The organism is Neisseria arctica (genome assembly GCF_022870905.1).
GTDB classification, from domain to species: Bacteria; Pseudomonadota; Gammaproteobacteria; order Burkholderiales; family Neisseriaceae; genus Neisseria; species Neisseria arctica.
Genome location: NZ_CP091510.1, coordinates 948585 through 970426, shown reverse-complemented (window position 1 = coordinate 970426; position 21842 = coordinate 948585). Strand labels below are relative to the sequence as shown.

At 45.5% G+C, this 21842-nt stretch carries 37 protein-coding genes and 1 tRNA gene; 19 read left to right on the top strand and 19 right to left on the bottom strand.

Annotated features, from left to right (window positions below; translation table 11 throughout):
• Positions 1–69: 69 nt before the first annotated feature.
• The 18 genes from LVJ86_RS04370 to LVJ86_RS04285 all read right to left on the bottom strand — a co-directional run bounded on the left by LVJ86_RS04370 (position 70) and on the right by LVJ86_RS04285 (position 11198).
• Positions 70–1128: a phage minor head protein gene (locus LVJ86_RS04370; RefSeq protein ID WP_047760490.1), complete on the bottom strand. Its 1059-nt coding sequence runs from the start codon at positions 1126–1128 to the stop codon at positions 70–72.
• Entirely contained in the window at positions 1109–2488 is a 1380-nt protein-coding gene (locus LVJ86_RS04365) for a DUF4055 domain-containing protein (RefSeq protein WP_047760491.1), read from the bottom strand. Before LVJ86_RS04365 ends, LVJ86_RS04370 begins: the two co-directional genes overlap by 20 nt.
• Positions 2488–3714, bottom strand: a complete 1227-nt coding sequence (locus LVJ86_RS04360; RefSeq protein ID WP_047760492.1) for a PBSX family phage terminase large subunit — start codon at positions 3712–3714, stop codon at positions 2488–2490. Before LVJ86_RS04360 ends, LVJ86_RS04365 begins: the two co-directional genes overlap by 1 nt.
• On the bottom strand, positions 3711–4103 hold the full coding sequence (locus LVJ86_RS04355) for a terminase small subunit (RefSeq protein WP_047760493.1): 393 nt from the start codon (positions 4101–4103) through the stop codon (positions 3711–3713). Before LVJ86_RS04355 ends, LVJ86_RS04360 begins: the two co-directional genes overlap by 4 nt.
• Before the next feature lie 20 nt (positions 4104–4123).
• The gene (locus LVJ86_RS04350) at positions 4124–4294 is read right to left on the bottom strand and encodes a hypothetical protein (RefSeq protein WP_161796045.1); all 171 of its coding nucleotides are present in this window, start codon (positions 4292–4294) and stop codon (positions 4124–4126) included.
• A 513-nt stretch (positions 4295–4807) separates the two neighbouring features.
• Positions 4808–5314, bottom strand: a complete 507-nt coding sequence (locus LVJ86_RS04345; RefSeq protein ID WP_047760495.1) for a hypothetical protein — start codon at positions 5312–5314, stop codon at positions 4808–4810.
• A gap of 39 nt (positions 5315–5353) precedes the next feature.
• Positions 5354–5836 (bottom strand): hypothetical protein, encoded by a 483-nt coding sequence (locus LVJ86_RS04340; protein ID WP_047760496.1) that lies wholly within the window; start codon positions 5834–5836, stop codon positions 5354–5356.
• Complete coding sequence (locus LVJ86_RS04335; protein ID WP_047760497.1) at positions 5833–6081, bottom strand: hypothetical protein; 249 nt, start codon at positions 6079–6081, stop codon at positions 5833–5835. The genes LVJ86_RS04340 and LVJ86_RS04335 overlap by 4 nt, the downstream gene beginning before the upstream one ends.
• A complete protein-coding gene (locus LVJ86_RS04330) occupies positions 6078–6683 on the bottom strand; it encodes a DUF1367 family protein (RefSeq protein ID WP_047760498.1) in 606 nt (201 codons plus the stop codon). The genes LVJ86_RS04335 and LVJ86_RS04330 overlap by 4 nt, the downstream gene beginning before the upstream one ends.
• 16 nt (positions 6684–6699) lie before the next feature.
• Complete coding sequence (locus LVJ86_RS04325) at positions 6700–6975, bottom strand: DUF2829 domain-containing protein (protein ID WP_053008305.1); 276 nt, start codon at positions 6973–6975, stop codon at positions 6700–6702.
• A gap of 47 nt (positions 6976–7022) precedes the next feature.
• Entirely contained in the window at positions 7023–7526 is a 504-nt protein-coding gene (locus LVJ86_RS04320; protein ID WP_235284583.1) for a recombination protein NinG, read from the bottom strand.
• A 50-nt stretch (positions 7527–7576) separates the two neighbouring features.
• On the bottom strand, positions 7577–8005 hold the full coding sequence (locus tag LVJ86_RS04315) for a DNA N-6-adenine-methyltransferase (RefSeq protein ID WP_047760500.1): 429 nt from the start codon (positions 8003–8005) through the stop codon (positions 7577–7579).
• Complete coding sequence (locus LVJ86_RS04310) at positions 8002–8280, bottom strand: hypothetical protein (RefSeq protein ID WP_047760501.1); 279 nt, start codon at positions 8278–8280, stop codon at positions 8002–8004. Before LVJ86_RS04310 ends, LVJ86_RS04315 begins: the two co-directional genes overlap by 4 nt.
• A 205-nt stretch (positions 8281–8485) precedes the next feature.
• A complete protein-coding gene (locus LVJ86_RS04305) occupies positions 8486–9223 on the bottom strand; it encodes a hypothetical protein (protein ID WP_047760503.1) in 738 nt (245 codons plus the stop codon).
• Positions 9223–10086 carry a helix-turn-helix domain-containing protein gene (locus LVJ86_RS04300; protein WP_082131236.1) on the bottom strand — a complete coding sequence of 288 codons (864 nt, stop codon included), beginning with the start codon at positions 10084–10086 and terminating at the stop codon, positions 9223–9225. Before LVJ86_RS04300 ends, LVJ86_RS04305 begins: the two co-directional genes overlap by 1 nt.
• Positions 10076–10522 (bottom strand): hypothetical protein, encoded by a 447-nt coding sequence (locus LVJ86_RS04295; RefSeq protein ID WP_047760504.1) that lies wholly within the window; start codon positions 10520–10522, stop codon positions 10076–10078. Before LVJ86_RS04295 ends, LVJ86_RS04300 begins: the two co-directional genes overlap by 11 nt.
• A gap of 73 nt (positions 10523–10595) precedes the next feature.
• Positions 10596–11003 carry a hypothetical protein gene (locus tag LVJ86_RS04290; protein WP_047760505.1) on the bottom strand — a complete coding sequence of 136 codons (408 nt, stop codon included), beginning with the start codon at positions 11001–11003 and terminating at the stop codon, positions 10596–10598.
• 12 nt (positions 11004–11015) lie between these two features.
• On the bottom strand, positions 11016–11198 hold the full coding sequence (locus tag LVJ86_RS04285; RefSeq protein WP_235284584.1) for a helix-turn-helix domain-containing protein: 183 nt from the start codon (positions 11196–11198) through the stop codon (positions 11016–11018).
• A gap of 126 nt (positions 11199–11324) precedes the next feature.
• Between LVJ86_RS04285 and LVJ86_RS04280 the strand changes: the two genes are divergently transcribed.
• The 19 genes from LVJ86_RS04280 to LVJ86_RS04190 all read left to right on the top strand — a co-directional run bounded on the left by LVJ86_RS04280 (position 11325) and on the right by LVJ86_RS04190 (position 21255).
• Complete coding sequence (locus LVJ86_RS04280; RefSeq protein WP_047760506.1) at positions 11325–12029, top strand: LexA family transcriptional regulator; 705 nt, start codon at positions 11325–11327, stop codon at positions 12027–12029.
• Between the two features lie 73 nt (positions 12030–12102).
• Complete coding sequence (locus LVJ86_RS04275) at positions 12103–12546, top strand: hypothetical protein (RefSeq protein ID WP_047760507.1); 444 nt, start codon at positions 12103–12105, stop codon at positions 12544–12546.
• The gene (locus tag LVJ86_RS04270) at positions 12524–13015 is read left to right on the top strand and encodes a helix-turn-helix domain-containing protein (protein WP_047760508.1); all 492 of its coding nucleotides are present in this window, start codon (positions 12524–12526) and stop codon (positions 13013–13015) included. Before LVJ86_RS04275 ends, LVJ86_RS04270 begins: the two co-directional genes overlap by 23 nt.
• Positions 13012–13437, top strand: coding sequence for a hypothetical protein (locus LVJ86_RS04265; RefSeq protein ID WP_047760509.1), 426 nt, complete (start codon positions 13012–13014; stop codon positions 13435–13437). The genes LVJ86_RS04270 and LVJ86_RS04265 overlap by 4 nt, the downstream gene beginning before the upstream one ends.
• A gap of 403 nt (positions 13438–13840) precedes the next feature.
• The gene (locus LVJ86_RS04260; protein WP_047760510.1) at positions 13841–14125 is read left to right on the top strand and encodes a hypothetical protein; all 285 of its coding nucleotides are present in this window, start codon (positions 13841–13843) and stop codon (positions 14123–14125) included.
• A gap of 354 nt (positions 14126–14479) precedes the next feature.
• On the top strand, positions 14480–14752 hold the full coding sequence (locus tag LVJ86_RS04255; protein ID WP_047760511.1) for a hypothetical protein: 273 nt from the start codon (positions 14480–14482) through the stop codon (positions 14750–14752).
• Complete coding sequence (locus LVJ86_RS04250) at positions 14749–14973, top strand: hypothetical protein (RefSeq protein ID WP_047760512.1); 225 nt, start codon at positions 14749–14751, stop codon at positions 14971–14973. The genes LVJ86_RS04255 and LVJ86_RS04250 overlap by 4 nt, the downstream gene beginning before the upstream one ends.
• Positions 14946–15200 carry a hypothetical protein gene (locus LVJ86_RS04245; RefSeq protein WP_047760513.1) on the top strand — a complete coding sequence of 85 codons (255 nt, stop codon included), beginning with the start codon at positions 14946–14948 and terminating at the stop codon, positions 15198–15200. Before LVJ86_RS04250 ends, LVJ86_RS04245 begins: the two co-directional genes overlap by 28 nt.
• Positions 15201–15207: 7 nt before the next feature.
• Positions 15208–15372, top strand: a complete 165-nt coding sequence (locus LVJ86_RS04240) for a hypothetical protein (protein ID WP_161796046.1) — start codon at positions 15208–15210, stop codon at positions 15370–15372.
• Positions 15373–15397: 25 nt separating this feature from the next.
• On the top strand, positions 15398–16213 hold the full coding sequence (bet, locus tag LVJ86_RS04235) for a phage recombination protein Bet (protein ID WP_047760514.1): 816 nt from the start codon (positions 15398–15400) through the stop codon (positions 16211–16213).
• 43 nt (positions 16214–16256) lie between these two features.
• Positions 16257–16868, top strand: coding sequence for a lambda exonuclease family protein (locus tag LVJ86_RS04230; RefSeq protein ID WP_047760515.1), 612 nt, complete (start codon positions 16257–16259; stop codon positions 16866–16868).
• Positions 16862–17284, top strand: coding sequence for a single-stranded DNA-binding protein (locus tag LVJ86_RS04225; RefSeq protein WP_047760516.1), 423 nt, complete (start codon positions 16862–16864; stop codon positions 17282–17284). Before LVJ86_RS04230 ends, LVJ86_RS04225 begins: the two co-directional genes overlap by 7 nt.
• Before the next feature lie 49 nt (positions 17285–17333).
• Positions 17334–17480, top strand: a complete 147-nt coding sequence (locus tag LVJ86_RS04220) for a hypothetical protein (protein WP_161796047.1) — start codon at positions 17334–17336, stop codon at positions 17478–17480.
• An 88-nt stretch (positions 17481–17568) separates the two neighbouring features.
• On the top strand, positions 17569–17946 hold the full coding sequence (locus LVJ86_RS04215; RefSeq protein ID WP_152667031.1) for a hypothetical protein: 378 nt from the start codon (positions 17569–17571) through the stop codon (positions 17944–17946).
• Entirely contained in the window at positions 17939–18319 is a 381-nt protein-coding gene (locus LVJ86_RS04210; protein ID WP_047760518.1) for a hypothetical protein, read from the top strand. Before LVJ86_RS04215 ends, LVJ86_RS04210 begins: the two co-directional genes overlap by 8 nt.
• A 69-nt stretch (positions 18320–18388) precedes the next feature.
• Entirely contained in the window at positions 18389–19039 is a 651-nt protein-coding gene (locus tag LVJ86_RS04205; protein WP_047760519.1) for a hypothetical protein, read from the top strand.
• A 38-nt stretch (positions 19040–19077) separates the two neighbouring features.
• Positions 19078–19341 carry a hypothetical protein gene (locus LVJ86_RS04200; protein ID WP_047760520.1) on the top strand — a complete coding sequence of 88 codons (264 nt, stop codon included), beginning with the start codon at positions 19078–19080 and terminating at the stop codon, positions 19339–19341.
• An 82-nt stretch (positions 19342–19423) separates the two neighbouring features.
• Positions 19424–20629 (top strand): DNA (cytosine-5-)-methyltransferase, encoded by a 1206-nt coding sequence (gene dcm, locus LVJ86_RS04195; RefSeq protein WP_047760521.1) that lies wholly within the window; start codon positions 19424–19426, stop codon positions 20627–20629.
• Positions 20626–21255 (top strand): nucleoside triphosphate pyrophosphohydrolase family protein, encoded by a 630-nt coding sequence (locus LVJ86_RS04190; RefSeq protein ID WP_200900162.1) that lies wholly within the window; start codon positions 20626–20628, stop codon positions 21253–21255. Before dcm ends, LVJ86_RS04190 begins: the two co-directional genes overlap by 4 nt.
• A 312-nt stretch (positions 21256–21567) precedes the next feature.
• On the opposite strand, the gene LVJ86_RS04185 is transcribed toward LVJ86_RS04190, so the two are convergent.
• A tRNA-Thr gene (locus LVJ86_RS04185) sits at positions 21568–21643 on the bottom strand.
• Between the last annotated feature and the right edge of the window lie 199 nt (positions 21644–21842).

Below are 21842 nucleotides of genomic sequence, written 5' to 3'. Positions count from 1 at the left end.
GTTAATCATGGGCTTTACCCAATAAAAAAGCCCTGCGCGTAATGCACAGGGCAGAAAAGAAAATTAATTTTAAAGTCCGGCCTTGTTAAAAGCCGTTGGAATCAGTTCGCGCAATTCATCCAGCGTGCGCGGGCGGAATTTTTTATCAAGTTGCAACTCGGCGAACCTCGCCGCACTAATACCGCCATCACGGAATAACTTTCCGCGCTGAACGCCCAATACTTCGTCCTGAAACGCCGCCGATTGCGTTTTTAACCAGTCATAATAGGTTAGGCCATCAGATACTTGCCCACCCATACTAGCCCGGGTTCCGACAATTTCACGGCCTCGGTACTCTTTTTTCAGCACCAGCGCGGTTGTCGTGCGGCAATTAACGTGAAATGGCGGCCGCGGCCCTTTGTCTAACGGGTAGATTTTGGCATCAAGCGATCGACACAAGCTGGATGTTCGCCCATCAAGCGTTGCGACAATCTGCACGCCCTCGACAATATCGCGGTTTTCTTCCGCCATAGCCTGCCGAACCATGCTAGAAACATGCTGCACAGAAGTGCGGACAATAGCATCAGCGGAACGGAAAGAAGCACCGACAATGCCATCATTGTAATTGGCCTTTTTCGTGCCGATAATCCTTTGTCTGATTTGAGCGTTAGTTTGCCCTTGCGCGATACCTTGCTTAATCGCAGCGGAAATACGCATGCGCTGATTAGCGGAAAACCCATTGATAAACGGTTCAAGCAGTGGTTCTGTCGTCATTCCCTCGACTGATAGCGGTCGCGATTTCAGCAAGGTTTGAATCACAAGGCCAGACGGCTGCTTAACATTCACACCCAATGCGCCAAGTGCGGCAACCTCGTGATCTGCCAATATTAATGACAAATCAGTTAAGTTTTTTTTTAAGCCATCTGTCGCAACAGCAAAGGCAGATAAAAGCACTGCATCAAGTTCATCCAGCACATCCTGCAGCTCTTTGCGTGTCATATCTGACAATTCGTCATCTACATCAAGCACACGCTTGACTTGTTCACGCATGGATAACAGACGCTCGCGCATATCAGCCGACAGGTATTCTTTTACCCCCTCAAGCCTGATTGCGCTTTGCATGCTCAAATCATTCAGATTGTCCGCCATTGCTCATTCCCGCATCTAAAATTCGTCCATGCTCGTCATCCCAACCACGCTCCGGAATTTGGCCGGTCTGCATGTACTCCCAAACCGTTTCAGGACTAACCATACCCATTTGCGCCGCATTAAACAACTGTTGCAGCATGGTAGTATCAATGACCTTATTGAAATCCAAATCCACGCGGAATTTAAGCTGTTCATTGGCCTGCTCTACCGTCAGGCCGTACCACTCGCCTAAGTAGCGCAGACATTGTTCGATCGCTTCCGCGCTGTTGCGAACGATACTTTGCAAGGTCGCATACTGATCATTTTGCCGGGCGAGGCGTGCTTCTCCTGATTCGGTACCACCAACATCCATCACGCGCGCGCCTGCTTCAAGTGCAGCGTTTTTCTGCTCTATCATCGCTTGGCGTTTGGCCTCAATGCCGTTTCCGCCAATCTCTAGGTAGAACGCCCGCGCTTCAGGACTGGGCAGCACCCACGCCATCATCGGGCCGGTAATCATATTGGCGGTTTCTAAATCCTGCCCAGTAATAACCGGCTGTGGGTGCGCTGTAAGGTGTAATTCTTGGAAATAGTCCGCACTGATTTGATACGACTTTACCGCCGCCTTAATCATCGTTGATAGCGGAACAATATCCACATCAGGGGCGTTGTCAACAGCACCGCTAAAAACAAACGGGATAAATCCAAGAGGATTATTGCCGCTCGTTACCAAGCTGCGCACTTCGCCAACCTCATGCCCATCATTACCAATGCGCTTTGAATAGCACGCGCCGTTTTCCAGCCAGTACACAAGATATTCGTCCTTAGTGTCATGACTGTACATATCAGCGGACTTAGGCACAGACTCTTTCAATACCAGCAAAGATAAATCCATGCGGCCATCTGCACCGGCAGTCAATTTCCAGTTAATTATGCTTTCCGCGTCGTATGTAGCGATAAAAGGCAAGCCCATATCATCGACATCACAAAGCAGACCATAGCGTCCTTTCCGGATATTGGCTTGTACGGTGCGTAAAAATAGCTGTTGCAGAGGATAGCCATCCGCCGTTGCGTTATGCTCCATACCTTTGATTTTCGGATGATCCAACTCAGCGCTGGGCCGCAGCCGGGAAATCAAACCAATCATCGACCGCACAGCATCACGCACCCACTCAGGATATTGCGCTCGACTTTTATAGGCCTGATATAACGCATTGACATCGACTGTGTTAGAGTTAGCCGCGTTAATCATTCCGGCAGTCCTCGGAAGATATGTTTCGCCACGCAGTTTAATTTGAGACTCGCCCATTAACGCATCTGTCGCCATCGTCCACTCGGATTGCATTAAGCTATACTCAGGGTGTAGCGTTTTATAAGACATCACATAAATCCTGTTTTGAATTGTTTGGCCTCGCCTCGATTCTTAATCAACGGCTGCAAGGCATAGCGTATAGCATCTATGTAGTGGTTGTATTCATCAAGAAGTACGGGCAGCACATCACCACTCATGCGGTCAGTTTTATAGCTGTAAAACTTAAACTCATTTTCAACTTCCATACAGCTCGGGTGAATTATCACCTTTTCAAACGACTTGATATGTTCAACACCATCCTCTACGCTGCCTTTACCTTTTTCCACTGCCGTAATGCGAGGCAGACCGTGGCGGCGCAAATAGCTAATTGATTCAGGCCGCGCGTTATCCGCCCTTATCACATGCTTATCTATATCAGGTATCGCGTTAATCAACTCTTTTGCAGTGTGATCCAGCTCAAGCCCAACCCCGCCAGCTTCCTTCCGAATATACAGACGACCATCTGCCACCCAACATTCGACTGCTGCCGTCGGGTCTTTCGCAAAACCAAAGTCAAGTCCGTAATAAGGACCATTCCAACCCTGTAACGGCTCGAAATCAGCAATCAAGTATTTACCAGCGAACACTTGCGCATCGGAAAGCTCGTAATACGCACCTTCCCAAATCCAAGCATAGCGTGCAGGGTCCAATACTTCCTTGGCGTGCCGCCGCTGCTCTTCAAGCTCTGCCGGGAAAAACGGATTATCCGAATAGTTCATCGGCAGAATGCACGAACGTGGCGGCGTGCTTTGTCGGAAACGCTTGTCTGTTGCGCTTCCCTTCTTTTTCGGGTTCCAAATAACCCAAATTTCAGACTTCGGCGCGCGTATCGTCGGCTCTAACACTTCCCACGCAGACTCGGAAATATCTTCTGCTTCCTCGACAATACATACGTCAATTTGAGCCAAAGACTTAACGGACTGAATGTTGTTACGCAAGCCCTTAAAAATGAACTCCGTGCCATTTGCGCCGCGGATGTAATCAATACCCACATCATAGGCCGCAGCGAGCCACGGCTCACTTTCAATCGCCGTCTTTAGCTCGGCATGGAATGACTCTTTGATTGAGTTTTGAAACTCGCGTGTACACAAAAACCTAAGCGGCTCTATCAGCCCCCATATCGCGGCCATCTTGGCAAAGCCCATTGACTTACCGCTGCCACGCCCGCCATACGCACCTCGATATCGCAACGAACCCCTAGGCTCGCTAAATATCTCGACAATCTTTGGCGGCAACTCAACCTGAACAGTACTCATGACTTCGGAACTAGCTCAATCTTAGTAACAGGCGTCATGCTGCCGTCTGAACTTGTATGGTTGTTTTCTACTTTGTCGCTGTAACCATGATTAGCAAGCATGAGCTTCACAATCGTTGCGTTGTAATCCCCGCTAAGCCCGCCGTTAATTAACAATTTCTCTTGAGCGGTCTTGATCGCTTCTAACGCATGACGAAATTCTTCGTGCTCACTTGCCCATCGACACACTTGCCGGTTGCTCGTTCCTATAAAACAAGCAAGCCCCGCAACAGTCGGAACTCTGTCGCCGCACTCAATAAAGCCGCCTTTAAGGTAATGAGCTGCCGCTTCTAAATACTCTTGTTTAAATCCACTCGGTCGCCCAACTGGGCGTTTTGCTTCTTCCGCCATATCAGGCTTCCTTTCTTGTTTCACACACCCCAATGCTTAACAGCAAACAGGCGCGATAACTGTAAACGCTCTTTGTTGTCCAGATACTCCAGCAATACCGCATCAGCGAATATGTACCGCACACGGGCAGCGCGCCCGCTAGGTAAGATAATGTGCTGGTCTATCTTTAGGTTTAAGGCCATGCGTTTCATACGCTCACCCATGAAAAAAGGCGCATGGATTTAGTCCATACGCCGCATTTATTGAATTTTGGAATATTGTTTCATGACGCCCTAGGTATCAGTTACAGAAAATGCCAACCAAGCAATAGCTATGATTAGCATTTTATTTCAACTCACTAGGCATCAAATCGAAAACTAAACAAGTGTTTCATCCAGTTGTAGAGATAATCCCTACAACTGGATTGGCCGGAAAATATCAACATCTGTAATACGGGATTTTCCCGTATTTGAAAACACAAAAGAAAAGCGGCTAAGCAATAAAGCCTAACCGCCTTTTCTTAATACACTTCGTTTGGTTTTCGGCCTAGGAAACTTAGAACCAAACATTTTATAAACTGCTGTATATATCCATAGGGAGAGAACCAAATGGCAGCAATTTAAAAAATCAGAAACTAATCACTTATACGCACTAACTTCCGAATATAGCAAAATCTTACCAAAACTCCCCGCTTTCTGTCAATAGGATTTAATAAAATCAATTTCTTAAGCGGCGTCTTTTTCAATAATCCGACAACTTTCAAATTCATCTTGTAGCTTGCACACCGCGCTATCTAATAATGCGGCCACGATGCCTTTAACTTTCTTCTGTTGTCGGTAGAAATGCCCCTTGCTTAAGTCGTACTTATCCATGATTGCCGTTTGCTTGGGCTGACCTGAAAACAAGTTTGATAACACGGCATCACATATCAACAGGTTCACGCCTTTATTTTGCCGCTCGATAAAGGCCGTCAAGTCAATAATCCCACTATAATCCGCACTGTATTGGCACTGTACTACTGCAAGCTCATAGCGGTTCAATACACGCTCTACACGGGCTATCACCATTGCAGCATTGGCATGGTGTTCGTGCTGCGTCAATTCTCCCCCGCCACCTCTAACGCCCTTGTACTCGCACCACTGCATAACCTGCGCCGTGTTGTTCATCGGCTCAATACGGACTGCGTGCAACCGATAAACATCTCTTAATACTTCATCCACCGACCGATACATACTACTCCCCGCTTTCTTCCGCTTTCACCCAAAGCCAAATCAGTTATTCTCTTGACTCAATTCGGCAAGAATTTCACATCGAATTCTCTCTTCTGCCTCAACAATCTTTGCATAAGCCTTACGGTATTTTTTTAACCGTTCAAAGTCTTTTTGTGTCAACTCTACTGGCAACCGCGAAACATCCATGTTGTCCACTAAATCAGCTTGCTTAACAGATAAAATTGAAAGCCAGCGCGTCTCTTCCGCAAAAGAAATGATGCGGTTGATATAATCGTCATAGCTTTCACCTTTTTTCTTGGTGATAGCTTCTACCGCATCAACAAGCTTTTCACGCAAGCCTAAATTCAGCAGCTCTTCACGGGTAACGCCGCAATCTTCCATTACGTCATGAAGCAAGCCCAATTCAGAATCGGTACTATTTTTAGCTACCCGAAGACAATGCCGAAAGTAAGGCCGCCCGCCTTTATCAACCTTACCCTCAAATAAGTTTTTTACATATTCGCGTAATTCGTCATAATTCATTTCACCGCCCCAATCAAAAACCCACCAGCAACAAAGTAAATAACCACCTGAATTGAAAACAACAAACAATTCTTAATAAAATTAATATTTCTTTCTTTTTGGCTTTTCACGCCCAATTTGCTAAGGATTTGCGCCTGATGCCGATATGCGCCTATCTGTAAAACAAGCCAATACACGCCAACTAATCCAAATCCGCAAAAAATAAGCCCTGCAATCAAAAAAAGTATTTCAAGAAATGTATTCATCCGCCCATCTCCATCATCTCTTGCGCCGCTTGCAAGGCCGCTTCTTCGCTTTCAAACTTGCTCGACAACATCATGTTCCATGCCACCTGAAAGCAGTTTTTGTAAAACGCATTAAACTCTTCCTGCTCCATGTTCCCAAAGCTGATTGACTTGGCCTCTTTGCGTATGCCGGTAGGCGTCTCGTAAACGTCAAAGTAGCCGGCTTCAATCGTCAACCACTTACGGAATGATTCCATGCTCTGCAATACCGCACCGATTTTCTCGCCACGCTTACGGGCTACAGTCTGAACAAACTCACCCGCAAACTCGATAAATAAGCCGCCGCTGTCGTGCATGGCCTCTAAACGCTTTGCAAAGCCCTCAATCAGCTTTTGCTCAACGTCCGTTATCAAGCCGCCAGTAGGCTGCCAATACTGATAAGCCAAGGGCAGCAAGCCGCCAAAAAACAGCTTATGATGCTGATAGCTGCGGTTACTCATTTGCTTGATTTCCACTTTGTACGGCTTGCCTGCTTTCAGCTCGCCTAATAGCTCGGCATCGTAAGCGGTAGACGGGATAAACGTTCCGTCTGTTGTTTTAACTATGCTTGCAGTGATTGGCATACTATGCAGCCCTGAATTAATCTACAATCTGCCAATCGTTTGACAAAACGTCCGTTTGGCTTGCTGTCCAAGGAACAAGATTATTGTCTACCGTTTTCATCACAATGAAGCCATTCCAATTAGGCTCATATAAATATTGACCGAAACCATATCCCGTGCGGCGCGCCATTTCCTGCCCTGAAACATGAAACAACCACATACCCTTGCCATTCCAACCTGCACGGCAAACTTTCTTGCCTTTCTTTAGCAGTTCAATAGCATCGCCAAATGGCATATCTTTAAATGTTTCCATGCTTACACTCCTAAAAATTTGTCTTTTTTGAAAAATGGTAAAGACAATCAACCATTACTTTTTAATTCCCTTGTCTTTTTCCGATACAAAGCGATCAAAGCTCTTAACTCGTCTTTATCCCACTTGCGAATCTCATAATCAGTTTCCATCTGCTCGACACGCTCAACCCCAATACGCTGGATTAAACCTATGCGATAACCTCTCAAGTTGCCGCTCTCGTACATATTGCATCTCACGCAACCACCGTGAACGTTGTCCTCGTCAAAACGTAACTTATTGCTTCGACCGGCCGGAACATAATGGCAAGCCTGAAAGTTTTCTCGCCATGCCGTACCGCAAGAAATACACGGCTTGCCCTTATCCCTTGCCCGTATGTAGGCGTTAAAGGCCGCCTGCGCTTTCTTGATAAGCTCCGGAATGGTTTCCAAGCGTTCGCGCATCTGTGCCTTTTTAACTCGCTCCTTGCGCTTCTCTTCAGCCTGTTTCTTGAGTGCCGCCTTTTCCTTTTGCTGGCGGACATACTCGACCGCACATTTAGGGCTGCAAGCCATGTGATTTATGTTGCGGCGCTCGTACTCTTCGCCACATACTCGGCATTTCCTCAAGCGCGCCATGTCTCACCTCTGAAAATCACCACCGCAGACGGGAAAGGCGCAGAATTTTTTGACCCGCCAAATTTCAAACGGCCTTTGATAAATCTAACCTCGCCTTTCATTGCGAAATCATGAAACCACTTAGTGTCTGTCCTAGCCGGCACCAAACAGACAACCGTCGCATTACCCGTTAAGCTGCTTTCATAGGCTTTCTTCATCCATTTACCGATTTCTCGGCCATATGGCGGATTCATCCAGCAAGTGCCAGTCCAATCTTGTTTTAACCCGTCGTTCTCAGGCGTGAAATATTTTTCACATTTTGCATTTTCGGGCAGTGCGCAAACGTCCAATTCAAATCCAAACTCTTCGTTTAGATTGTCAAAAAAATCTTGAGGCGTCGCCCATAAATCTGTTTTAGATGAAAAATGCACACTCATTTCAACCTCCGCACTACATATCCGCCGCCAACATATTCACGGCCACGCACCAATAATTGGCGGATTACAGTCATATCCAAATCAGCAGATTCACCAACCGCCGCGTTGATCGCTGCTTGCAAGCGCGTATGATGCACGTCCAAATTCACCGCTAAGACATTCCCAATCTTTTCAAGCACCGGCGTTTTATCGCAGTAAGCGCACATTTCGCCCGAATCGAACTCGATAACAACAAGATTGGCGTTATGCGCGTAAGCACGGACTATCTTTTCCATGGCACAACCTTTCCGTTGCTCTCAAAAAACACCCTGCGGCGGTTCATAACATCTTCACCGGCAGGCTCAAACTTGCCGTTGTCGCACACTTCATTGCTTGGGCGTCTAGTAGCTTTTGAAGCCACTTTCCCGCAAAACAAAAAGCCCTTAAAAACCGGATCGTTCGCGTTGGATTTAAAATCCGCATGTGCGCAGCGGTAGCATTTCATGCCCTCACCTCGCCGTAGATTTGTGTTTCAATTCTCCGCAAACGCTCATCATCTGCCGGATTGCTCTGCTGATTGCCTGTAATAATTTTGCTGGATAGCAAAGACAGTAACTTGCCAGTGTGCTGCTTGGCTCGCTGCTTATCTTCCAAGCTCAACACTTGGCCGGTCAGCAAAAATTCCCGCGATTCAGTCGCTTCAGACGGCAACAAGGACATTGCTTTTTCTTTCGGCAACCGGCCCAATCGCACGGCTTCCATGATGACCGTTTCTGCATTGGCCCGATCTGTGCCACGCGATACCGTCCATTTAACCCCGTTAGATAAATCTAAATCGGCAGCCAGCTTTTCATACGCTGCTTTGAAAGCCATACGCGCACCGGTTTTGTCGCCGTTGTCGTACAATCCGCTTGCACCCATACCGGCAGCCAACATCGCAATTTCAGGCACCACCACCGTAACGGCTTCGTTTTTCCAGCCATCAACCAACAGACCAAACGCTTCATCGGCAGACGGTAGGCCAGTATCAAGACGTTGCAGGATTGCTGCTAAAGTCAGGCGTCCAGTCAGTTCTTTTCGGCAGCGGTTTAGGGCATTTAGCACGTCTGCCAGTGGATAGACGGTCAGTTCTTCAACCATCGCCGCCTTTGCAACATCGCTCAATTCCGCACCAACCAGCTCGGCAGCAACAGCAATCGCTTCCAAGATTTGCAAGTTTTTCGATTTTTCAGTAGTCATTACATCAACCCCTTAGCTTTCAGAATTTCGATCGCGCCGTTATGGCTTTGCAGGTTTGCAGCTGTTTTTTCGGCTTGCCGCGCCTGTACTGCCGTTGAATACCTGCCAGTTACCCAATCCGTTCGGATGGCTTGCAAGTCTTGCAAGAAAATACCGACATCATGACTGCGCTGGGTGTAATACGCCTTCGAGTGAGATAGGTAAAACCAAGCAAGCTGTATCGCTTCTTTTTCACCAACACGGTCAATGATTTTGCACAGCGTGGAATTTGTTTTCGCATCGCGGATAGGCAAAGCCCCCTGATATCGTTGTTGGTATGCAGCGGCATATGCTTCCCATAGCTTCGCTGATTTGGAGCTGTCTTTCGGTTTAGCAGGCTTGATTTTTTCAGCAGGCAAAACTTCAACCTCAACCGTCGGGGCCGATAGCGCGAAAGCGTCATCGCAAATATCTGATGGTTCTACTCTGATGGTTCTTTCTGATGGTTCATCTATATACGAAGGTGCAAAATTTGCATGTTCGGATGGAAAATTTTGCATGTTCGGGTATGCAGAATTTGCATGTGCAGAATTTGCATGTGCAGAATTTGCAGCTTGATAATTCTCCAACGAGATAAAATATCGGTTTGATTTACGAACATTTGTTGTTTGGCGGCGTTCAGACTCCAAAATACCGCAGTCATGCAGCCACTTAATGTGATTGGAAATTGCCCGGCTGCTCATACTGCATTTTTTCGCCAAATTCTTTTGGCTTGGATAGCATTCGCCGTCATCATTGGCATGGTCGCATAAGGCAAGTAAAACCATTTTTTGACCAGACGGAATATCCATCTCCCAAGCTTTTGACATCAACTTAACACTCATCCTTGCCACCTCTTATGTTGTCGCCATAGACATAAAAACCCTCGAAAATCCGAATGGCTTCCATGAAGTTTTGCTGATTGAAATTCTTGTTGGCCAAGATGTTGTAATAACGCTTGGCTTCGTAATATTTCAGCCAGTTTTGACGCTCATCTTCACCCCGCTCGCCAGCGGCAATAATCGCAATCTCAATCAGGTCAGAATTTGTTAATCCTGCAAAGGCAGAATTAACTGCTTCGGCGTCCTGCTCAATAACAGCTTGCCACGTTTGAAATAATTCAAAGGACAGTTCAACGTCTTCCGATTTCATGGCGGAATCCATTTGTTCCTGCACCTGTACAAGCTTTTTTACGCGGACTGCCAAATCTTCTTTGGTAATCCCCTTGCCTGATTGCAGATGATTTAAAATCTGCTTGCTTTGTGATTCTGTTTCGTTCATAATTTGCTTACTCCGTAAGTTAGTGAGTTGCACATCTGAAATTGCCCGTGTTCCCCCACGGGCTTTTTCTCGTCTACTTACTAGCTAAATCCACCAAAGCTAAAAAATCATCACAAAATTCAATATGATGACCGTTTTTATCTTTGAAGCCATAACGGCTGAAATACGCTACAATTTCATCTCTCGTCATATCAACAAAAGGTATTGCCTCAAGCGCAGACTCAGACATCGCGTGAATATTGACTAAAGACGAGATAGAAATAATCTGCCGCTTTGGTAAGGTAATTACACCGGCATACTGCTGGTTTTCGCGGTTCTGACCGCCGATATGCGGAGCAAGCGTTAGTGTTTGCTCCGTTTCAGCAATCACAAAGCCAACTGAATGGACAACAGACGTTTGCTTTTCAATTTCTTCCATCAATTCCCAGCCAGCCGGACAACCAAAAGCATCTTCCCAAACTACAAATTTCAACTCGTTCATTAAGTTCTTCTTTCAAGCATCTTTTTTCAAAAAAAGCTCAGGGAAATCCAATTTCACCCTTGGCGGGATTCCTCGCTTACCCCAATTAAAAACACATTGAGGGCTTTTATTTGTCATGCGCGCAACTTTTGAGTAGCCCCCAAGACGCATCAGCAATTTTCTATCTCGTTCGATGTTCTTTTTTTTGTCCATCATTAAACTTTCTGTTTAATTTTATGTCTATTATTAAACACTATGTTTGAAAAATAGTCAATCACTTTGTTTAACAACAACTTGTTTAAATATTGTTAAATATAGGCACTAGAAATACAGGAATTAAAGATGAACGAGATAACAGAAAGGCTTTACAAAGCAGCTGAAGAATTGAAAGGCGTTAAAGGGCAATCAGCATTAGCACGATTGCTTAATACATCGCCTCAAACGGTCAAGAATTGGGAAACGAGAGGCGTATCAAAACAGGGAATGATTGAGGCAGCTAGAATTATTGGCTGCTCTATCTTTTGGCTGGAAACAGGCCGTGGCGAAATGACAAGCGGGCAACCAATTGAATCAAATGCTACCATCATTGGCGGCGTAGATGCTTGGGATAACAACACCCCGTTAGATGACGATGACTGCGAAGTGCCGCTATACAAGCATATTGAGTTATCAGCCGGGAACGGCTTTGCCGCCGATATATCCGAGTACAACGACGGCAATAAATTAAGATTTTCTAGACGTACATTAAGAAAATCAGGTGTTGCACCTGAAAATGTTGTTTGCGTAAAAATCGAGGGGAACAGCATGGAGCCAGTACTGCCCGACGGCTCTACAATCGGCATTGATACGGGCGATAAAAGAATAAGAGACGGAAAGATATACGCCATTAATCACGGCGGCCTACTGCGCACGAAAATCCTGCAAAACCTACCGGACAATAAAATCCGGGTGAAAAGCTACAACACAGCGGAATGGCCCGACGAGGAAGTAAGCGCAGAGGACGTGTCCATTATCGGCCGCGTGTTTTGGTGGAGCGTGTTGGATTAATCACGATAAAAAACAGACCGGGCAATCACCATTGTGATTTTTTGATTGCGGGATATAACTAAAAAGATATAAAATGCAAGTCAATGTTCATTTTAATGCTGAGAATGACCTAGACCGATTCTTCGAGCAAGGTGAGGAAGGCGAAGCAGCCGTCGGTTACTTAGATAATGTCATCAATATACTGAATACCAATCCTTTCTTGGCAGAAGATATACTAAATGACAAATATCATAGGGAATATAGTCCACCCGGGCCATTAGGTTTGCAATGTAAACCTATACTTTCCTTGCAGAAGCAAGGCATCAAAGTCATACGCATTAGGTTTGATGATGGCGAGGTAAGCGATTACCGCATGATTTATGCCCCTATTTTTGAAAAACAACCTAACGGCTCCTACCATCGAGAAATTTATATTCTCGCTGTTATTAATAAGAAGCTGGATAATTTTAATTATCAGCCCGAACATCCCATCACAACACGGATAATCAAAGACTATGAAGAACTGCACTCAAACTGAATGGGTACGCACAGGTGCCGCTTTTACGTTTGCCGTTGCAACCTGTATCGTAGCCCCATTGTCTCATGCACAGATTGAAACAAGTCATATCATCATTAACGGCCAGTCTGTCACCGTCAAACCCATTAGCAGCCGTACAACAACTGCCGATGAGTATATTCATAATGTCCGCCAAAATCCACGACGAAAAGCCGCTATGGATAAAGCAGCGGCCAAAATAGCAGCACGTCTGGAACGCGAAATGCAGGGCGAAACCTTTGTCAGTCTGCGTATGAAAAAAGGATTTACTCAATCAGAGCTTGCCAAAGCGGCTCAACTGCCCCAGCCCTACTTGTCACGCATTGAAAACACCAAGCTGTCTTTAAGAAATGAGACCGTTGAAAAGCTTGCCAATGCATTAGGGGTTTCGCCTTTAGAAATCCGCGCCGCATTTGAGCAACAATATGAATATTTGGAGCAAAAGGCATGACGCCAATTTCATTCAACGTTCAGTATTGTGATGATATGATCATCCATGCCGACCCCAATAAATACAGCCTGATTGGCGTTTACAATGATATTTACCCCATTCCTGCGCCCAAGGTCATTATTGGTAAACTGGCATTTGTTGCTGCTTTTGCCCTATCACTACAGCAGATAAAAGAATTAGCAAATCAACCATTACAAATGGAGGTGTTACTGAATGGTGAACTCCTTTCAGCCATAGAAGCACCACCAGTTGATATTGAACAACTGCCACAGCAAAATACACCAGAATCGTTTACATTCATGTTCAACCAAACCATCAATGGATTTCAGGTCGAACATGAACAGAAAGTTCATGTATGCTTAAAGGCCGGCAACACTGTCTTGGCAGAAAGCAGACACATGACTTTTGTAAGTACCTCATAAATAAATCAACCCGCCCCATGCGGGTTTTCTTTCACTCTCAAGCCGCCTAGTGCGGCTTTTTTGTTGCCCTGACTTCACAGTCAATCAAAGTTTTTTCTTTTACTAAACAATATGTTTCATAATTTTAAACAAATTATTTAAACAAATCGTTTGCATTTTATTAAACGCTATGTTTAAATACACCCATAGCAGCAAAACACAGCAATACACCGCACCGAGCCAAGACCTAGCGGTATATAAAACGGTCAAGCCCAGTTAGAGAGCTGGGGGGCAAGGCCGATAAGCCCTAGCAGGCAGCCAATACAAAACTGCGGAGGAACATAGGATACCGCGAGGCAAAAAGATTACTTATCAGGCCGTTTGATTCAGACGGCCTTAGTAAGTGATTTTGGGAGAGAGAACCATGAACAACATCGACTGGGGCATGACAGCCTACTATCGAGAAGCAGACCGCCGCCAAGCAATAGATGATTGGGCGGAAATTGAAGCGCAGAAAGTACGGGCGTTTTGGCTTGCCGAAGCAAAAGACTACGACAATCATCTATTGGATTGTGGGGATTTAGACGAACCGACGCCGGAAGACGAATTAGAGCAAATCGCTATGGCCGAGTTTTGGGGTAACGACCAAGACTACACGGATAGCGAAAAAGCAGAAATCCTTGATTATTGGAAAAGGAATTTGGCATGAAAGAGTATTTAAAAGGGGCTGCAATCGCAGCCGTTATTTTTGTCCCTGCCCTGATAGCGGGGGTAATTCAGGCAATGTAACCAAGGCCGTCTAAGACGGCATATCAAAGCGTGGCAGAGCTAGCGGCCAACGGGATAGCTACCCGGAAACTGCGAGAGCCTACACGCTTTGCTATGCAGTCATTCATGATGTGGCCTCCAGCCGCAGGTGAGGGATAACAGCGGCAGCTATTGATCGGCATTTCATCCTTTCCCGAGGCGGTGGCGGATTGGCTGGCCTAAGCAGCCTTAGATTGTTTATCAAGCCGTTTAGCTTAGACGGCTTCAGTAAGCGATTTTTAACAGGAGAGAGACCATGACAATTAATCAAATACTTGCGGGGGTATCTGATAAAGACGCCAGAGAGCATATCGAGCGACAGTACCAATCCGACATTAAAATTTTAGGGCAACAAGAAGCCTTGGAATTTGCACGATTCCGAGCGCAAAAGGCGGCTGAAATTATTGAAGAAGAGCGTGATAATCTGATTCAAAGCTATCAAGCACAATCAGCGGCCTTAACATGGATTGTTCCTTTAATGGCTATTTTGGCCGTATTTGTCGGATTTATTATGGGGCGGGCATCATGAAACCGATCGCATCATTTTCTTACAAACGGACAAAATCCGGACAATGGACTGCCGGCTACTACCACGATAACGGCAAATGCTTTGTCAATAAAAACAAAAGTATTTACACAATTCGTGACCGTAAATTTATTGGCTTAAAAGTTTTCGGAACAATGGAAGAAGCAGCCCAATACTGCCGAGAGCAGGAGGACTTATGCAAAACACAACAATTGCCGCAATAGCGGCTTTTTTAATGTTCGGCTGCGTTAGCTTTACGCCTACGAGCTGCGACCAGCAAGCAGCCTTAGAGCGTAAATACGAGGTAATCACACCCAAGCCTACCGATGATACTGCCGAGCGTCTAAACGCGCTTGAAAGCGCAGCACGGGCGGCAGAAATCGAAGCCCTGAAGCAATACGAGCAGATGGATTATCAATTCTTCCGTGGTGATGCGGAAGCGTATAAGTGAGGTTGATATGAAAACCACCTTTATGGTGAAAAACAAGTGCCTTGTGATAGAGCAAGGCAGGACGCAAACAACATTTTCAGAAAGTGCTACAAAGCAAATTGTAAAGCTGCTTATCCGTGAGATTTACGGGAAAGATGCAGCTTTAATCCACCCTACCCAAGCCGCCGATTGAGCGGCTTTAATTTTGGAGTAAGACAATGAGCAAAGAATTAACAATTGCCGAAAAACAGGCACTAACACTAGCCGAAAAATTCAATATTCCCGGGAACCCGGCTGAATTAATCAGCACACTCAAAGCCACGGTATTTAAAGGTGAAGCAACAAACGAACAGTTTAATGCTTTAATGATTGTTGCTGCACAACACGCCTTAAACCCGTTTACAAAAGAGATTTACGCATTCCCTGATAAATCCAACGGCATTACTCCTGTTGTCGGCGTTGATGGTTGGGCAAGCATTATTAACCGCCATGAAAAATTTGACGGCATGGAATTTAATTATTCTTCAGAAATGACGCAGCCCGAAGGGGCGAAATCAAAAGCCCATGAATGGGTAGAGTGTGTTATTTACCGCAAAGACCGCAGCCACCCGATTGTTGCCCGTGAATACTTAGACGAAGTGTACCGCCCGCCATTTAAAACCAAATATGGCGATGTAACCGGCCCTTGGCAATCACATACCAAACGAATGCATAGACATAAGGCAATGATTCAGGCAGCACGCTTGGCATTTGGTTTTACCGGAATATATGACGAGGACGAAGCCGAGCGCATTAAAGATGCCAATGACGGCGTTTCCGAAGCCGAAGTAAGCCCTTTCCGCGGCGACACAAACAGCAACGAGCGCGCCGAGCTTATCGCAACAGGAGAGACAGTAGCTATGCGCGGCGTAGATGAATTGCGAGATTGGCTTAAATCCATCGGCAGAGAAAGTAGAAATATTTTAGGCGTTGACGAAATGGAGCGACTGAAAGCAGTTGCTGAAAACACCGTCACCGCTGAAGTTGTAGAGTAGCAATAGGCCGTTTGAATTTTCAGACGGCCTAAAAGGAAAAAACATGGAACAACGCACAGACGAATGGTTTTCCGCTAGGGCTGGCAAGGTTACAGCAAGCATGGTTTATGCCGTTGCCGCAAAAGGCAGAAACGGCCAATACTACAAGGCGCGTGAAGATTATTTAAACAAACTTCTTTGCGAGCGCCTAACTAATAGCCCAAGCGAATCAGTAAACAGCCGAAGCCTTCAGCATGGCCGCGATTTAGAGCCGAAAGCACGGGCAATCTACATCATCGAAACCGGTAATGACGTGAGCGAGATAGGCTTTATTCAGCACCCTGAAATTACAGGGAGCGGCGCAAGCCCGGACGGCCTTGTATATCCTGACGGACTTGTGGAAATTAAATGCCCAACAACAGCCGTTCATATTGGGTTTTTGAAAAACTCAAAGCCCAAAGATGAATATTTTTATCAAATGCAATGGCAAATGGCCTGCACGGGGCGAAAATGGTGCGACTTTGTGAGTTATGACGACCGTCTGCCTGAACACCTATCCTACAAGTGCATACGCATAAATCGAGATGATGACTTAATCCAAGAAATTGAAACCGAGGTTGTAAGTTTCTTGGGTGAATTGGAACAACAAATTAAAGAATTGGAAGAAAAATGCTGAACAAAGTAACCCTAATAGGCCGCTTAGGCCGAGACCCTGAAACTCGATATATGCCCAACGGTGATGCCGTATGCAATTTTTCCGTAGCCACGGACGAAAGCTGGAAAGATTCCAACGGCCAAAAGCAAACACGCACCGAATGGCACAATATCACCATTTACCGCAAGCTGGCTGAAATCGCCGGGCAATATTTGCATACAGGCAGCTTGGTTTACCTTGAGGGCAAAATCCAAAGCCGCAAGTACACCGGTAAAGACGGTATCGAGCGCACCGCATACGATATCATCTGCGATCAAATGAAAATGATTGGCGGAAAAAATGACGGCCAATCAGAAGAGCCGCCGCACCAAGCGCAACAGCAAAATGGCGTCCAATCTAAACCGCACGATGATATTGATGACGACATACCATTCTGACATTTAACCCCGCCCTGCTCCATGCAGGGCTTTTATTTGGGAATGAAAAATGAACAGCCTACGCAAAGTATTAAATCATATTAAAGAGGCCTTGGAGCGCAAACCAGCGGAACCAAAGCCAATCGAAAGCAAATACAAGCCCGAGAATTACCAACCATTCCGCCGCCCGAAAAACCAACGCAAGAAAAAGCGATAAACCATGCCCGACATTATCAGACTAGCCCTAGTCATTGGGCAATTGATTCTTGAGCGTATTATCCGCCGCCGATTCAGGCGGCTTATTTTTGAGCGAGGAAGATATGAGTAATTCATTCCGCAAGGGCGACCTTGTAAAAATTTTATCTGAAATAGATGGTTCGGCAACAGGTGTTGTAATCGATGTTTCTGATGACGGGAAATTTGTCCAAGTATGGGCAACATGCCCAAGCGAACATGGCGATTATGACGAATTTGGCTTAAATGAATATAAAGCCGAAGATTTAGAGCTTATTCCGCACCCCGACACAGTTCGGCTTGATTGGTTAGAAAAAGCAATGTTAGAAGAGCAGCCATGCCAAGTTATTTATAACGGCTATGGGTTTGCGCCGGCCAACATGGCGCATAAAAATTTTAAAGAAATCCGTGATGCGATTGATGAAGCGATGGAGTATGAAAATGGCTAAGTTTAATTTTGGCGATTTAGTTCGTGTAATTGACACTAAAAATGAAATATTCAACACGGAGCCAATGAACATCTTTGTTGTGCAAAGAGATGCTTATTCGTTATGCCGCATTGCATCTGAAAATTATTCATATGTAATCGAGCGTAAATATCTAGAGCTGGTTTCTCGCCATCCGCAATACGCTTGGATTGGCGCAGAAGACCCGGAAGACGTCTACGAAGACCAAGCGGAAGTGATTGTGCAGACCGAAAGCGGCGATGTAACGGTTTCCGAGGTATTTAAAGAAAACGGAAAGATGTTCTTTAAATGCGAGGAAGATGGGTATGCCAAAGTTGTTTACTGGCAGCCGCTACCACAGGCCAAAGAGGATTAAAAAATGGCTAAACGCACTAAAAAATATAATCCAAACAAAAGCCCCCTGCCATCACAAGGCATAATTAGCATGATTTACCGTGGCGGCGGTATTAAGCCAAACAAAGACGAGCAGATAGACATTGAGCTTTATTGCCGAGTTAATCTGCAATCTTTACTGGCCTACAACAGCAAAAGCGCGTTCCATAATATCCGCGTATTGTGCGACACCATCTTGGTTTTCGCACGGCAAGTAAACAATCCGCTGCTGATTAAAATGCACGATCGCTGCCTAAAGCAGATGCAGGATTATGATGTAGATGCCAAGACGACAGAGGCAGAGCGTCGGGAATACTTTAAAAACCTGATTGCGCTTATAAACTACTTCTGCAACTCGATCGGGCAATACACGGTAAAAGCCTATACAGATGCCGGGAGCGTAGCAGGTAATCACGTTTCCAAGTACCTTTTTAAGGCCATCATGGGCGAGCCGGAGCAGCTAAAACAGATGGTTAAAGACATCTTAAACGGCCTTAGCCTTACCCAAGCGTCAACCAAATACGGATTGATTGTGGAGCATGTAAAAATCTGCTTTTACCGTATTGTTGGCAGCTTGTTTTTACTTGAGCGTGATTTTACCAACATGGCCGAGCCTGACAATTTACAGGCCGTCCGTAAAAGCAAACAGCGTTACTTGGATATGTTGGATTTAGTAGGCCAAGTGGCCGAAAAGGCGGCATGATATGACAAAAAAATCAGAAAAATATTTAGGAGTAGGAAATGTGTAATTGTATTAATGAATTGCAAGATAAATTTGCTAAAAACTTAGCAGAAAAAGGTTTTGTTTTAGACGAAAATCCAAAGATAGAGGCAGTATTTACGCTATCAGGGGGCGAGTTTTCGGACAAGTCTACATTTTCAAATCTAAGTTTTTCAATAAAAAAGACTTATAAGAATGGAAATACAAAGTCGGTAAAGCAAAAGCAAAAGCTACTGCATTCTTTCTGCCCGTTTTGTGGTGAGAAGAAAGGCGGTGATGAATGATACGACACCAGCACCGCCGCCGATTAATAAACTGGCAAGCCGTTATCCGTAAAAGATAGCGGCTTTAATTTTGGAGCAAAGAATGATTTATGGCAGCGTATGCAGTGGGATAGAAGCCGCAAGCGTGGCATGGGAGCCGCTAGGCTGGCAGCCAGCTTGGTTTGCGGAGATTGAACCTTTCCCAGCAGCAGTCTTGGCGCATCACTGGCCTAATGTGCCTAACCTTGGCGACATGACAAAGCTGCCAGCAAAGATTTTATCGGGCGAGATTGCTGCTCCTGATATTTTGGTCGGCGGAACTCCATGCCAAGCATTTTCGGTCGCTGGTGAAAGAAAAAGTTTGGATGACGAGCGCGGAAATTTAACACTTGTACTAGTGAGAATTTTAAATGCAATTGACACTATTCGGGCAGGAAACGGACAGCCGCCCTGCATCTTGGTATGGGAGAACGTCCCAGGCGTCTTGTCTACAAAAGACAACGCCTTTGGATGTTTTTTGGCAGGACTTGCCGGCGAAGAACATCCGCTTGAACCAGCAGGGAAAAGATGGACAAACGCTGGTTGTGTGTTTGGACAATCCCGCAAAATCGCGTGGCGCGTACTCGATGCTCAATTTTTCGGAGTGCCCCAACGACGCCGAAGAATCTTTCTTGTGGCAAGTGCTGGAGATATCTCCCCTGCCGAAATACTTTTTGAGCGCGCACGCGCGCGAGGGGATTTTGAGACGGGCGGAACGCCGAGGGAAACAACTACCAGAACAATTGGTAGCAGCTCTCAAACATACAGAATGATGGGCTTTGGACATTACATTAAAGACGACAAGTCCTCGACAGTTAAGGCGCGGGATTTTAAATCTGCCACAGATTTAATTGTAGTCAACGGTCGCCAAGACCCTTGTGTATCAGACAAAGCACACACGCTTGATTGCCAGCACAACGGCATGACAAACGTAATCTGCGTAAACGCCAACGTTATAAATAAAAATCCTAACGGACAGTCGGGCTGTGCTGGAATAGGCGTAATTACTGATAACAAGTCCTACACGCTGGTTGCCAGCGGCGTCCATGCCGTAACCGATAAGTATCGAGTACGGCGGCTAACCGCTGTTGAGTGTGAGCGGCTACAAGGATTCCCGGATGACCACACACGCATACCGTGGCGAGGCAAACCCGCCGAAGATTGCCCGGACGGCCTACGTTATAAGGCTATCGGTAACAGCATGGTCGTTCCAGTCATGCGATGGATCGGCAAGCGCATTCAAAATTTTATTAAGGAGCAAGATAAATGATAAAAGAAAATACATCAGATATTATTCCAGAAGAGTACCGTCGCTTTGAAGCATGGCTTCTTCCTTATTTGCGCGAGAATCAATACGATATCCCGGAAGAGCATCGAGAATTTACCATGGAATTCGGATTGTTCATGGCGCGGGAAGCGTGGAAACAAAGTAAAAAATCACATGATCCGCTGTTATCTGACATTTTAGATTGGTTCAAGGCGGCCAAACCCAAGCCGGAACAGAAAGATATTTCCGTGCAACTTGGCTGCCACATCGAAGAAATAGCGGAAATGTTTGAAGCAATTATGCGCGGTAGTAACCTAGGGAAGCATCTTGCAAATAATGCGCAAAATTTTAAAGCTTGCGAATCAGCAAACCTTAAAGCGGTTGAGTTAATCCGCGAAAGCAAAAGCCGGCAAGTGGAGTTACTGGATGCCCTGTGCGATCAAATCGTAACCGCGCTTGGCGTTGGCTATATGATGGGCTTTGATATTGATAAAGCTCTATCCGAAGTCAACCGCTCAAACTGGAGCAAGTTTGTTGATGGGCAGCCGGTATTTGACGACAACGGCAAAATCAAAAAAGGCGGGAGCTACACCCCGCCCGACCTTAAACCATACATTAATCAAGATTAATCCAAGGCCGCATACAAGCGGCCTGTTTTATTATTGGAGCAACAAATGGCACAACAATATTACGACGCAAACGATTGCGCAGAACTATTACGGATTAAACGCCCCTATTTTTTGCGCACTTATGCCAAACGTGCAGATTTCCCACCGGAGAGAAGCATATCCCCTAAAAAGAAATTGTGGTCGAAAAAGGAAGTAGACCTATGGGTCGAAAGACATCGTATTGGCTAATGATAAAAAATAAGGCTTTCTTTCAGACTGCTGCACCAAAAATGCACCACATCCTGCGGAAAGCCTTATCTTTATTGAATTTCTTGGTGCCGGCACCAAGAGTCGAACTCGGGACCTTCTGATTACAAGTCAGCTGCTCTACCAACTGAGCTATACCGGCTAAAGAAGCACGCATTATGCCTATTTTTTTTAACATTGGCAAGCGATATCGGTAAAAAATTTTACAAATTTAATATAATATCATGTTTTTTATCTGAATTATTTTTCAGATTAAGCTATACAAAGTATAAATCCAGTTACCTTTTCTGATAAAAATCTGTCTGCAAAGCTGATTTGTATTAAAATAAACGTCTTTATAT